This window comes from Pseudomonas sp. PS02303 (genome assembly GCF_029959925.1).
Classification (GTDB): domain Bacteria; phylum Pseudomonadota; class Gammaproteobacteria; order Pseudomonadales; family Pseudomonadaceae; genus Aquipseudomonas; species Aquipseudomonas mandelii.
On the sequence record NZ_JASCOM010000029.1, the window covers coordinates 22,263 to 37,071 of the forward strand.

Genomic DNA, 14,809 nt, shown 5'->3' on the forward strand with positions numbered 1-14,809 from the left:
TATTCGTCGGGGAAGCGCATATTCGAAACGTGTCGGGAGCCATAGTAGCGATGCAGCGATATCTGAATGATGGAAAGTATGTAGAGCACAGAGCACAGGGTAATAATTCAAATATAGAGTTTTCCGGATGGGTACGCTGCGGGGCGTTTGCGTCGCCAGTCGGGGCCTGACTAGCCAGGAGCCCGATTGCACTGTTTTATTCTGGGTGCGTGTATTTTTCGTCTTTCAACGGATGAAGAGCTGAGAGTATTTGGGCGTGTGAGCTGTATGGCCGGTAAGCGTTTGTTAGATTTGAGATAGTGGGCTCAGTGAAAGTCGACTGGTTCGTAATGAGGTCGAGTCGACCATGGTGCCACACGAAAGTAATGGGTGTAGGGGGGCGTGTGAAAGTAGTCGGGATAAAGTCAAGTAAGGCAGGAACCTGTTCGCTCGCTGAGTGCCTGGTTCAGAAAAAGATAGCGTCTGTGAGGGTGTATGACTGATTTTAAGGATTGGCCGCAGATGGATAAAGAAAAACTACTTCAGTATCTTCGCGGTAGTAGCTATCGCTCGGAGCGCTATCGTATTTTGTACGTGGCGACCCCAAAAGTCGCCTGCACATCGCTTAAGTGGTGGTTTGCGGCCTTGGAAGGAAAAGCCCTGGCTTTGCGAGAAGTTACGGACAGTAGTGAATCCGATCCAGATTTGACTATTCATGATAACTTCCACAAATTGGCGCCTGAAGTTCTTGGTCTTCCCCCTGAAACGATTGAGGACATGCTTCGCTCGGATTCGTATTTTAGGTTTGCGGTTGTTCGAAATCCATACAAGCGAATTTTTTCTGCGTGGCAGTCAAAATTACTCCTGCAAGAGCCTCTACAGGTAGGCCCTTACACAAAATTTGAATTCTTCCATCACCCGTTGACCTCGTCAGCCGATATCGCGGCAGCCTTCGAAGGCTTCCTTGAGCATCTCGCGAGTAACGAGGCTCCGACGTATTGGAATCTGCACTGGACACCTCAAGCACAATTGCTTCGTCCTGACCTAATTAACTATTCAAGCGTTTTCAAAATAGAGAATCGGAATGAGCTTGGTGTCGCACTGACGGAGTGGGCAGGTGAGTATATCCCTAGCCCCTTCGCAGGCCGCCGTACAAACGAAAGTCTGATTCCGTATCTGACGGAGTTTATGACCGCGCGAAGCGCGGAGTTAATCCGTACGTTGTATGCCGAAGACTTCGATGTTTTTGGATATGATAGAGAACCCCCAGCGACCAAAGAGGTCTTCTCCGAAGGTCAGTTCGACCTTGCGTTCAAGGCAATTAAGTTTATTCGGGGACGACACCAGCGGCTTGGCGCGCGGAATGTTCAATGCACCGACCTGAGCCAGGCTATTGTTGCACGTGACGGTCATATTTCTTCGCTCAATCAGGCCGTTGACCAGCGTGATGGGCAGATATCAACGATCAGCAAGGTTGTGGTTGAGCAGCAGGGGCAGATTGCCGGGTTGAACCAGTTGGTAATCGAACGCAGTGACAGCATTGATGGCTACGAGCAAAAGTGCGCCGAGTACGAGCGTGGGATTGCCAATCTTGATCAATTAATTGTCCAGTATAAGGCCCATATTGGGCAACTGGATCAGATCGTTGCCGAACGTGATGGCTTGATTGCCCATTTGGCGCAGTCTATACAAGAGCGAGATTTCAGCCTTGCCCAGCGGGATGTAGAACTCGCGACCTTGACTGGGCATATCACTCGTCTTGAGTTGGACATGAAGCAGCAAGTGGACACTATTCAATACGAATTGAGTCGCATGCTGCGATCACGCTCCTGGCGCGTGACTGGGCCTTTACGCAAAATCGCCAACTATTTCAGGCCCAAGGGGCTACAGTCAGACGCCTCATTCGTCGGGAAAGTTGCGAATTTATTGATGGTACATCGACGTCTCGCGCTCAGATCCTCCATTCGTCGGATTCGTGCCAGCTCCCTTTTCGATATTGATTACTACAGTGCCAACTACCCAGATGTACAAGCAGCAGGTATGGCGCCGGAAGCCCATTATTTTCTTTACGGGTGGAAAGAACACCGCAACCCTTCCGTCGAGTTCAATACGGCACAGTACCTTATCGATAATCCGGATGTGCAGCGGGTCGGGGTTAACCCGCTTTACCACTACTTGAAGTGGGGTAAAAAGGAAGGGCGTCAAGTGCCTGCATTGCCGGACTTCGAAGCGAACGTTATTGATTCCGAATCAGAGTGCTCACTATCGAATGAGTGTTTGCTAGAAAGCAGCGCGTGTGTAGGCGCCAGTGACAGTGTGGTGCTGTTGGAAGGCATTTCGATTGAGTCCGATAACGCTGTCGTGGTTGTTGAATCCGTAGATATTATGGAGTTCGCGACGTCTTCCTACGAGGCTAACGTTGGCGACTCCTGTGTGGAAATCAATAGTTACTCAACTGATATCGAAGAGTTACCTGTCGAGTTTGCAGTGCCAGTCGTTGAGGTTGATACAACTGAGCGGGATGCGGCCGCGAAGGCGGTTATTGATGCAGAGGTTGAAGCGATTTCCAAGTCTGGACGTTTTGACGAATCTTTTTACCTTTCCATGTATGCTGAGTTGGATATCGAGCATAGTGAGGCGATCAGACACTACTGCGAGCGTGGCTGGAAAGAGGGGCTCAATCCATCCGATGATTTTGATACAAAGTCTTATCTCTCTACCTATAGTGACATTCGTAATGCGAACCTTAATCCGTTCTGGCATTACGTTGTTGCAGGTGCGTCTGAACTAAGGCACGCAGTTCCCGACTCAGCTATCCGTTACGAAAATCCTATTCGATTTGGGGGCACGGGTGCCGATCTCAAATTACTCGCCTTTTTCTCTTCGCCTGACTGGGTATCGCTCCGTAATGGGCGACCTGCCTTTAAGGGGAACTCTCAGCCTTTGCTCCCTCATGAGGAACTGGGGTTTTATGACGGCTTGGATGGTAAGGTTCTTGACCAGCAGGCTACACTTGCTAGGCAACATGGTCTTTACGGCTTCTGCTTTGAGTTGAGCGGGGCTCATAATGATGCGTCCTTGCCGGTTGATCTCTTTCTCAAGTGTCCAGAGATTGGCTTCAATTTTTGTGTGCAGTTTGAGTTGAAATCGACTGACATCGCCAAGACGATATTAGTTTCTCTACGGCGTGCACTTCTTGATGAGCGATATATCAAAGTCGATGACCGACCGGTGATTATTACGACTCTTTCCTGTGAGAAACAGTACGCTGGTCGTATTCTTCGAAAGTTAAGATCTGAACTGTCAGCGCAAGGCTTTTCCAATATTTTCCTGATCGTCAGGGGGACGTTGGTTGGTCGGGATACTTCAATGGCATCCCTTGCTGATCTGTGCGATGCGATTCTTGATCTTCCAGTTAATCCTGTTCCAGAGGAGACCGGTAGTTTCGTACCGTTGAAAAAAAATGGGGTAGAGGTTGTTCCCTATGCTGTCATCGCGTCGCAGGGGGTGGCTCGCTGTCAAAGGAAGTCAAGTGTTTCGTGTCCTCTGTACCAGGCTGTCACACTGGGCCGTGATAACACAGCGCAAGAAACTGATCGTCCGTTGATGTATTCGCGTTTCCATATCAGGGACTACCGTCGCTGGCTTGATGCGGCGATTTCGAGCGCCAAACGTATCCTTCCTGAGGACCGACGCTTTGTGTTTGTGAATGCCTGGAATGATTGGAACGCGGGCCTTTTCCTAGAGCCTGACAGACAGGGTGGTTTTGGACGTTTGAATGAGACGACGCGTGCACTTCTCGGAGTAGTCTCGGGTGCAACGATGCCAAAGGTTTCTGTGATTGTGCCGAACTACAATCACGAACGTTTTTTAAATCAACGGTTAGACAGTATCTACGGGCAGACATACCAAAATATTGAAGTTATCTTGCTCGATGATTGTTCTACGGATCAGAGTCGCAAGTTGCTGAATAAGTACGCAAGTGCAAACCCCGAGACGACACGAACGCTATTCAATGAAGTCAATTCTGGCGGTCCTTTCCGCCAATGGGCAAAAGGCATAAAAGCAGCGACCGGAGATCTGGTCTGGATTGCCGAAAGTGATGACTATTGCGACGAGCGCTTCCTGGAGGAGTTGGTTAGCACCTTTGAAGATGAGGCCGTACTGCTTGCGTACGCAAAATCTGTTTTTGTCAATGCAGACGGTGTCCCGATGCAAGATGAACACAAGATGTACGTGAGTGATCTGGAGTGCGCCGAAAAGTGGAACGAGTCCTATGTCGAGACCGCTCATAACGAAGTGCGAGTTGCGCTGGGGGTAAAAAATACTATCCCGAATGCAAGTGGGGTTGTGTTCAAGCGTCCTGTGGACATGGCTCTTCTGGACAATGAGGCGTGGCTGTCCATGTCGGCAGCAGGGGATTGGGTTTTCTATCTTCATCAGATTAGAGGGGGGAAGATCGCTTACTCCTGTGAAGCGACTAATTTTTTTCGGCGGTATGAGGGCAGTGCGGCTGAAAGTACGTATAAGAAAGAGGCTTTTTATCGCGAGCTAGGAATGTCTGGGCGTACAGTCCAGGAACTATATAACGTACCTCTGGCGTTGCTTGAACAGTCCAAGAGCAGTTGTAAGGCCATGTACGACTACCATGCTGTTGGAAGCGATGAGCAGTTTCTGGAATGGTACGGAGTTGACTCTATACTGCAGGCGAGAGCAAACCGAAAACCAAATATTCTGATTTCGACAATGGGCTTCTACCCGGGCGGAGCTGAAATTCTACCCATCAGGATGGCCAACGAATTCAAGCGCCAAGGTCTGTCTGTCCTTCTTTTGAGTGCGGGGTTAAACCCTCGCGAAGACGGTGTTCGACGCATGTTGCGAAATGACGTTCCGCTCATCGAAACATCAGATGTCGAGGCGACGAAAAATATCATTCGCGAGTTTGGTGTGGATGCACTGAATACGCATCAGTGGCATATTCAGAAATATCCGTTGTATATTCCAGATGTGTTTGACCAGCTCGGCTCGCATGTCGCGTCGCTGCATGGGATGATTGAGCATGGCAATGCTTTTGGTGTTACCGAGGATCAGCTTAGAACAGCGGATAAGGGGGTGACCACTTGGGTGTATACCGCCCAGAAGAATCTTGGTCCGTTCTCTAATTTTTCACTTTACGATGAGTCTTCACCGCGTTTCGTTAAATTACCGAATGGGATGATGCCGTCCGTTATTGTTCCGATTCCTCGCCCGCACATGGGCATACCTGAAAGTGCCTTTGTTTTGTGCTGTGTTAGTCGTGCTATTCTCGATAAAGGTTGGGCTGAAGCGATTCTGGCCGTTGAACACGCACGCAAGTTGTCAGGGTGCGATATTCGTCTTGTCTTGGTCGGCAACGGGCCGGTTTATGACGAATATTGCCGAGAGGGGACGCCTGATTTCGTTTACCTGGCAGGATTCAGTGAGAACTCGGTTGGGCACTATGCCTCGGCAGATATGGGCATCATGTTGACTACGTTCAAGTCTGAGAGTTTTCCTCTGACGATTGTCGATTGCCTCTTTGCCGGAAAACCTTACATTGCGTCTGATGTGGGGGATATCAAGAATATGCTCTCGACACAGGACGATATGGCGGGCGAAGTGGTTCGTCTGGATGACTGGGAAGTTCCAATCGAGAAGGCGGGTGAAGTCATTGCATCGTTTGCGACGGACAAGGCGCGTTATGCAAAAGTCTTAGAGCTTGTTCCAGACGTCGCCAGTAGGTACAAGATCGATGTTGTCGCCAAACAATACGTAGACCTTTTCCAGCGGGATATGGCGCTCTCTGTGGCTGAGGCATCCAGCGATTCATAGGCTTGCGACGTGTGGCCTAGGCCTTTTGCACGCGTCGCCTGCACAACAGTAAAAAGCGAGACGGGCGCCGCAGGTTCGGGGTGCCCGTTTTTCATCCGGGTCAACACGTTTGGCTATGCGCTGTCTCTTGGGTGTGTTTCTGCGCGAAGGTATGTCGATGACCAAAGGGCAGTAAAAAACCTAGAACGTTCCATTTCCCAGATTGAGCGATGTTAGCGCAATGCTAAAAAGCTGATTTCCGGGAGGTAGCAGCGGCGCGGGAGTTGCTCCGGTACACCCGGTTCCTGGCCAGTAGAGTTGCTGAAAGCTTCCGCACCCACTGCGGTCGTTGGTAGACGCTTTATCCCCTATGTTTTAAAACGTCGCTCAAGGTAGTCCGGCACTTCGGTGTCTGTTCAATCTCATACTTATTATCCGGCCGGCATCGGATAAGTGAACTGCCCGAAATGCAGCAGATTCAAACCAAGTGGGTGGCGATGGCCGCGCTCTATGAGGGAGGGCAGCTAGTGGTCCAAGCATTAGGCCCGGGAGGTTAGGGGGCTAGTCGTCTATGCGCTCGCCAGTGCTAAGATGTTTTTAGAGGCTCAAACCAATCATTTATCGTCCGGCAAGGAACGTTTCTCGATCGTGCTGAAGGTCTGTTTCAGGTGACTGATGAGAAGCCGCTTGTGGGATTTTTCGTGTTTCTGTGTGGGTTAGAATGTTATCATCTGACAGATTAATAACACGCCGTGTTACTGGCTTTGAAGCCTCGGGTTTACCACAGCGTTTTCGGCTTGGCAGCCTTGAGGCTGAGAAATTGACGATCTGCGCTGCCGCTGGCTAACGCTAGGGGCTCCATTTATTATCGTCTATTGGTTGAGGTTTCAGCCCTTGGCTTTTTTTGCCGACAAGATCTTTATCGTCCGTCGCACAAGCCTCTGACGGACTCGCATCGGGTAGTCGTTCATGCTTGATTTGGCTCTCTTTTTACTACGGTTGTCGGTACGCGCTGCAGGCGAACCGGCCAGTCTGGCTGAGCGCTGGCGGCCCACTGTTACTGGCAATACTCGCTGTGCGCTTAAGGAATCACTGCACCAATGAATGGAACTCCCCTTGCTATGTTCGACGTCATGCCGATCAGCCTCAAGTCCTGCACTGAGGAACGAGGCATTTCCCTTGAAAGCTTCCACGCCACTCCATGGGGTATAGCCCCATCGCTTGCGGCCAATGATGCACGCAGCCATGCACCATTTTCTGCTGAGGTTTTTGTTTGATGCGCCAGTTTTCTGCCAACCCTTTGGAAATGTTCGCCAGCCTTTGGCGCAATACAGCATTAATCAAAGCTTCGACTATACGGGAAGTACTAGGTCGGTACCGTGGTTCGGCCATGGGCCTGCTTTGGTCGTTTTTCAATCCGCTGCTGATGCTTGCGGTGTACACCTTTGTGTTCAGTGCGGTACTCCGGGCGCGCTGGAGTGTAGACAGTGATTCGAAAACCGAATTCGCACTGATCCTGTTTGCCGGATTGATCATTTTCAACCTGTTTTCCGAATGTATTAATCGGGCTCCCGGTCTCATTCTTGGCAAAGTCAATTTTGTCAAGAAGGTGGTGTATCCCCTCGAGATTCTTCCCGTCGTGGTATTGGGGTCAGCGCTGTTCCATGCAGCCATTAGCTTGGGCGTATGGTTTGTCGCTTACGGAATATTTTTCGGAGTACCGCACGCTACAGCCTTCTACCTGCCGCTGATCGTCATCCCTTTCATCATGTTCATCATGGGGGTTAGCTGGGCATTGGCCTCGTTGGGTGTGTACCTGCGCGACGTTTCGCAATTCATCGGCATTCTGACCACTGTTCTGATGTTCTTGAGCCCTATTTTCTACCCCGCGACGGCACTGCCCGAAGCGTATCGTCATTTGCTTTACCTCAACCCGCTGACACCGGCGATTGAGATGGCGCGCGATGTTCTTTTCTGGGGAAAACTCCCGGACTTTGAAATATTGGGAATCTATTGGGTAGCCACCACCTGCATCGCCTGGTTGGGTTTTGCCTGGTTCCAGAAAACACGTAAGGGATTTGCTGATGTCCTCTGAAGTCGCTATCAAGGTCGAGAACCTTAGCAAGTGCTACGAAATCTATGATCAGCCCCGTGACCGGCTGAAGCAGTTTATCGTGCCTCGCATGCAGGGCGCTTTGCGCATGCAGTCCAGTCAGTTCTATCGCGAGTTCTGGGCTTTGAAGGATGTTTCTTTCGAAGTGAAGAAGGGCGAAACAGTCGGAATTATTGGATGTAACGGCAGTGGTAAATCCACTTTGCTGCAGATGATTTGCGGCACGTTGAACCCGACCACTGGTAGCGTCCAGACTAACGGTCGCATTGCTGCATTGCTGGAGCTGGGCTCGGGCTTTGATCCAGAGTTCACCGGGCGTGATAACGTTTACATGAACGCCGCAGTACTTGGCTTGGCAAAAGAAGAAATCGATCAGCGTTTCGATGAAATTGCCGCCTTTGCCGACATTGGCGACTTTATTGAACAACCGGTAAAAAGCTATTCCAGCGGGATGGTCGTTCGATTGGCATTTGCCGTTCAAGCGATGATTGATCCGGATATTTTTATTGTCGATGAAGCATTAGCAGTCGGCGATGAAAAATTTCAGCGTAAGTGCTTTGCACGTATGGAAGAGTTGAAAAGCAAGGGTACTTCGATTCTGTTCGTATCGCACTCGGCGTCCAGCATCATTGAGCTGTGCGACAGGACGCTGCTGCTCGATCATGGTGTCCGGCTCATGTACGGTGCTGCCCCACACGCTGTGCGTGCCTATCAGAAGCTGATCTATGCACCAGAGGCAGAGTATAAAAGGCTCGTTGAGTTGTACTCGGCTGCGGACCAGTCGGGAGAGTCAGTCGTCACCGATAATGTTGTTTTGGCACCGGTCGAGACCAAGCAACTCCCTAATGACGCATTTGATTCGGGTCTGGTTCCAGAAACCACAGCGATCTACCCAACCCAAGGCGCCGAGATCAAGTCGATCTCCATTCTGGATCCGGACGGGCGTGTAGTGAACGTGCTGCAGGCTGGTAAGGCGTATCAGATTGAAGTAGCCGGTCACTTCATGGAGGACTTCGCCGGTACTTATTGGGGTATACACATTCGTAACGTTTCCGGGGCTGTTATTACAGGCCAACGGTTTCCTGAAGACGGTAAGTACTTCGAGCGCGTCAGTGCCGGTAACACCTTCAACGTAAAATTTTCTTTCCAGATGCATTTGCTGCCTGGCGTCTATTTTGTTGGCGGTGGCGTTTGGTCGACTCAAGAACCGAGCTGTGCTCACCGCATCATGGACGCAATCATGTTTCGGATTGTTCCGGGTGAGAAGTTGAATTCGTTTGGGTATGTGGACTTGATGTCGAGCGCACCTCAGTCAGAAATTGGTCGAAAGGCCACGATTTAGGAAGTGAGCTGTCAGAGGACAAGTTTACTCTGACAGCTTTCGGCTTGATGGCTATAGCGAGGCTGAGGGCCGGCACAAGTTTAATGGCTTGTGCAATTAACTTGTTAGCTTGGAAGTTTGATGCTGTGCAACAGCACATTCATAGGATTTTTGACGTATATGCTAAACATCAGTGATTGGCCACCGGGCGACGAAAAAAATATATTTAACTATCTCAAGTGGGGTAGCTATCGTTCGGAGCGGTACAAGCTCTTTTATGTCAGTACACCAAAAGTCGCATGCACATCTCTCAAATGGTGGTTTGCTTCTTTAGAAGGCTGCGCGAAAGCACTGAGCACTATCACTGATAGTGCAGAAAGCAACCCAGATCAGGTTGTTCATGAACTGCATAAAGTGGCACCACACCTTACCGGTCTATCTTCGGAAGAGCTTTCTGAGGCGCTGACTTCCGATTCGTACTTCCGGTTTGCTGTCGTCAGAAACCCTTACAAGCGAATTTTTTCGGCTTGGCAATCAAAGTTGTTGTTGCAAGAGCCGCAGCAGATCGGGCCTTATCTGCACCGGGACTTCTTTCATCAGCCGCTAAGAAATGCGGATGACATCGCGCTGGCCTTCGAAGGTTTCCTGGAGCATCTCGCCAGTCAGGAGGCTCCTTCCTATTGGGATCAGCACTGGACGCCACAAGCCGTCCTGCTTCGGCCGGACTTGATCAACTACTCCAAGCTGGTCAAGATCGAAGAATCGGCACAGCTTAGTAAAGCACTGTCGGAGCTCCTGGGTGCGTATGTTCCCGATCCTTTTGCCGAGCGTCGAGCGAACGAGAGTCTGATCCCTTATTTGCCAGAGTTCGTGACAGAGCGCAGCGCAAGTTTGATCCGGACTTTGTATGCCGAAGACTTTAATGTTTTTGGGTATGACACGCAGTTGCCGCCGTCAAAAGAGATCTTCTCTGAGCAGGAACTGGAGTTGGCACTGCGGGCAATCAAGCTGATTCGAGGGCGCCATCAGCGCTTGGGAGAGCGCACGCTTCAAATTTCCGCTCTGACGCAGACGGTCGCGGGGCTCGAGTCGCAAATCACGAGTCTCAACGTTGCCATGAGCGAGCGGGACGCGCAGATCACCCATCTCAATCATCTGGTTGTAGAGCGTGAGACAGAGATCGCTCAACTCAACCATAGCGTGGTCAATCTGGAGGGGCAGATCGATCATCTGAACCTCAATGCCAGTGTTGTCGAGTATGACGAGAGAGCCGCAAACCTGACCCACATGCTTGTTGAGCGTGATGGGCAGATCGCTGGCCTGACACAAAGTATCGTGGAGCGAGAAGGTCAGATCGCCAGTCTCCGGCATTCTGTCGTGGAGCTTGAAGCTCAACTGGGGGCTTTCAACCATGCCATTATCGAACACGAAGGCGCGATCAACAGTCATACCCAAAACGTCGACGCTCTCAAGCGTACTGTGGTTGAGCGTGAGGGGCAGATTTCCCATCTTAATCATGTCGTCGGCGAGCGTGATGAGCAGATCACCAGCCTCAAGCACGCTATCATTGAGCGTGAAGGCGAGATTGGTAGCCTGAAAAACGAAATCGTGCGCATCGTGCTGGAAAAAGACGCCGATGTTCATTCGTTGAAGCAGGAGCTTAATCGGCTTCTGGGGTCGCGCTCCTGGCGCGTCACTTCTCCTTTGCGCGGAGTCGGCTGCATTACCCGTCAGGTAAAGCGCTCGTTAAGCTTTCTTTCGCTAGGCAAGGTTATTGAAGTCTTGAGGGTTAGACGCGACTTCTATAACAAGGAAATTGTCAGCCTAGTGCGCGATAGTGCTCTCTTCGATGCAGATTACTATCTGGCCAATAATCCTGACGTGCGCGATCAAGGAATTGATCCGCTCAAGCACTACATGCTTCACGGATGGAGAGAGAACCGTAATCCGTCCGCTCTATTCAGTACCTCGAAGTATCTGTTTGATAACTCGGATGTTGCTGCGGCACGCGTGAATCCGTTGTTGCACTATCTCAAAAGTGGGCAGGTGGAGGGGCGTTCGATTGCCTCGCACTCACGTCCAAATATTCAGAAATCTAATAAGGCTGCTGGCCTCGATCGGAAATCAAAAAAATCTGTTGGTGATGTCGTTCCTGTTCCTCAGCTACGCAACGCGGTTCCCAAGGCCGTCATTGATGCTCAGGTTGAGGTCATTGCTAAGTCGGGCATGTTCGATGAGGCGTATTATTTTTCCATGTACCCCGAATTGCAGGAAATGGGTCTGGATCCTATCCGTCACTACTGCGAGTTGGGTTGGTATGAAGGGAAAAATCCGTCTGATGATTTTGATACCTTTTCCTATCTTACAACTTACAAAGATATCCAGGCGGCGCAGATCAATCCGTTCTGGCACTACGTTGTCGCGGGCGCTTCGGAACATCGGATCGCGGTACCAGGATCGGTCCTACGCTATGAAAATGATATTCGATTTGGCGAGATCAATAGTGACATCAAACTGCTTGCGCTTTATGTGTCTCCTCAGTGGGGTCAGTTGCGTAACGCAAGACTAGCTTCTAAAGGCAATGCGCCGTCGCTGCTGCCAGATGAACAACTTGGATTTTATGATCCGCTTGATCCACGTGTTCTGGATAAACAGGCGCAACTTGCCAAGGCTCATGGTGTTTACGGTTTCTGCTTTGAGCTGCAGGGTGTTACGGATCCTGTTGCTGCGTCCCAGCCGCTGGATGTATTCCTCGACCATAAAGATATCGATATTCACTTCTGCATAAAAATTTCACTGCATACCAAAGGGGGTGTGGGATACCTTGCAACTGCTGTTACCGATACACGCTACGTGCGCATAGATCGACGTCCTGTCGTTGTGGTCCGGTTCTCGGGGCATGTCGACAATGATGCTGATGTACTTCGTGATTTGCGCGTGGAGCTTGCCAAACTTGGCGTGAATGCTTATCTGATCGTTCAGTTGATGCAAATCGATGAAGGGGGACAGTACAAAAAACTGACCGATTTGTGTGACGCGGTCCTTGACCTGCCTATGGCGCCTATTCCGGGCGAGACAGGTATATTTGTTCCTCAGAAAAAGAACGATATCGCTGTCGTTCCCTATTCAATCATTTCCGCAAACGGCATTTCGCGGACGAAAAATGCACAGTTGCAACCTTTTCCTGTCTATAACGGCATTACTCTGGCGCGGGACGAAACGGCGGTTAAAGTAAATTCGCCGCTGGTCTACACGCGTTTTAGCGGTCGAGAATATCGTCGCTGGCTGGATGCCGCGATTGCCAGCACTAAGTCCATGCATTCTGAAGATCGTCGCTTTGTATTTGTGAATGCCTGGAACGATTGGAGCCAAGGGCTTTTCCTTGAGCCGGATAGAGTGGCTGGTTACGGCCGTGTTAACGAAACAAGCTGCGCACTCCTGGGAATAGAATCCAATACGCCTATGCCGAAGGTTTCAGTGATTGTGCCGAACTACAATCACGAGCGTTTCCTGCGTCGTAGATTGGATAGTATCTACGGACAAACATACAAGAATATTGAAGTCATTTTGATGGATGACTGCTCGTCGGATCAAAGTCGCGCTGTATTGAACGAATATGCAGCAAAGTTTCCCGACGTAACGGTTACGTTATTCAACGAGACTAACTCCGGCGGCGTCTTCCGTCAGTGGGCCAAAGGTATCAAGGCTGCAACCGGCGAGCTGATGTGGGTCGCCGAAAGTGATGACTACTGCGATGAGCACTTTCTGGAAGCTCTCGTGCGTTGTTTTGATGATGAAGCTGTAATGCTGGCTTATGCCAAGTGTGAGTTCGTCACCAGTGACGAAGTTGTTCTCGAAGATGAGTTTCATGGGTATGTGAGTGACTTGGAGTGCGCTGACAAATGGCGAGATTCCTACGTAGAAACTGCTCATAACGAAGTCCGCACTGCGCTGGGGATAAAAAACACGATCCCGAATGCCAGTGGTGTGGTCTTCAAACGCCCACTCGATATGCCGTTACTGGACGATGAGGCATGGCTGTCTATGAGGGTTGCGGGTGACTGGGTTTTCTACCTTCATATCATCCGCGGTGGCAAGGTCGCTTACTCTGTTGATGGCACGAACTTTTTCCGTCGTTATGTCGGTAGCACCGCGCAAGCCACCTACAAGAAAGAGATCTTTTACCGTGAGCTCGGGATTGCAAGTCGGACTGTTCAGGCGCTCTATAACGTACCTCTATCGGTCCTGCAGCTTTGTGAGGAGAGTAGTAAAAGTCTTTACGATCATAATGTCGGAAACTCCGAAAAAGAGTTCCTGAGTTGGTATGGCTTTGACACCATCCTTGAGGCGCGCGCAAACCGTCTGCCGAATATTATGGTTTCAACGATTGGCTTCTATCCTGGTGGCGCGGAGATCCTGCCGATTCGTCTGGCTAACGAGTTCAAGCGTCAAGGTCTTTCCGTTTTTCTGCTTAGTGCCGGGCTGACAACGCGTGAAGACGGGGTTCGCCGCATGCTTCGCAGTGATGTTCCGCTTGTCGAAACAGCAGATGTAGAGGAAGTGAAGTCGATCATTCACGAGTTTGGCGTCGAAGCGCTGAATACCCACCAATGGCACATTCAGAAGTATCCGTTACAACTTCCAGATGTTTTTTCGGAGTTGGGGGCTCATGTAGCCTCCTTGCACGGCATGATTGAGCACGGCGACGCTTTTGCAGTGACCGAAGAGCAACTTCGTACCGCGGATAAGGGAGTGACTACCTGGATTTACACTGCTGAAAAGAACATCGTGCCTTTCGCGAACTTTTCACTCTATGACAAAACGTCCGAGCGCTTCGTTAAAGTACCCAATGGTTTGCAGCCGCCAAATGTGGTGCCAATTCCGCGTGCACAGTTGGGTATCCCGGAAGACGCGTTTGTGCTGTGCTGTGTCAGTCGTGCGATTCCTGACAAGGGTTGGGAGGAAGCGATTCAAGCTGTTGAGTTGGCGCGTGAACTTTCAGGTCGGGATATTCGGCTTCTGCTGGTCGGCAACGGACCGGTATACGATGAGTATTGCCGAACAGGAGCTCCTGATTTTGTCTACCTGGCGGGATTTAGTGATAACTCAGTCGGCCACTATGCCGCCGCCGATATGGGCATTATGTTGACCAAGTTCAAGTCCGAGAGCTTTCCTCTGACGATTGTCGATTGCCTCTTTGCCGGGAAACCGTATATCGCCTCCGATGTGGGGGATATCAGAAATATGTTGACGATTGACGACAACATTGCGGGGGAGGTGATAGCGCTTGAGGATTGGGAGGTTCCGGTCAGGAAGGCAGCCAAAGTCATTGCCGCTTTCGCAACCGACAAGAAGCAGTACCATGATGCGCTAACATTGGTGAAGGATGTTTCCAGTCGATACCGAATTGATGCCGTAGCAGGCCAGTACGTTCGTCTATTCCAGCGGGACATCAAAGCGAATCGGACAGCGTCGAGCCAATCAGGTAATTGAATGACACCTTCCTCACGCAGGTAACGTATCCGTTGTGATTTATCCGACGAGTGGCTGCGGGAGGAAGGGTAGGA

4 protein-coding genes are annotated in these 14,809 nt (G+C 50.6%); all 4 read left to right on the top strand.

What is annotated here, in order from left to right; all coding sequences use genetic code 11:
* Positions 1-501 precede the first annotated feature (501 nt).
* The 4 genes from QMX98_RS10355 (at position 502) to QMX98_RS10370 (ending at position 14,735) form a co-directional block, all read left to right on the top strand.
* On the top strand, positions 502-5,829 hold the full coding sequence (locus tag QMX98_RS10355; protein ID WP_282410721.1) for a glycoside hydrolase family 99-like domain-containing protein: 5,328 nt from the start codon (positions 502-504) through the stop codon (positions 5,827-5,829).
* Positions 5,830-7,084: 1,255 nt separating this feature from the next.
* Complete coding sequence (locus QMX98_RS10360) at positions 7,085-7,903, top strand: ABC transporter permease (RefSeq protein WP_218397591.1); 819 nt, start codon at positions 7,085-7,087, stop codon at positions 7,901-7,903.
* A complete protein-coding gene (locus QMX98_RS10365; protein ID WP_282410722.1) occupies positions 7,893-9,263 on the top strand; it encodes an ABC transporter ATP-binding protein in 1,371 nt (456 codons plus the stop codon). Before QMX98_RS10360 ends, QMX98_RS10365 begins: the two co-directional genes overlap by 11 nt.
* A gap of 159 nt (positions 9,264-9,422) precedes the next feature.
* Positions 9,423-14,735, top strand: a complete 5,313-nt coding sequence (locus QMX98_RS10370) for a glycoside hydrolase family 99-like domain-containing protein (RefSeq protein WP_282410723.1) — start codon at positions 9,423-9,425, stop codon at positions 14,733-14,735.
* Positions 14,736-14,809 lie beyond the last annotated feature (74 nt).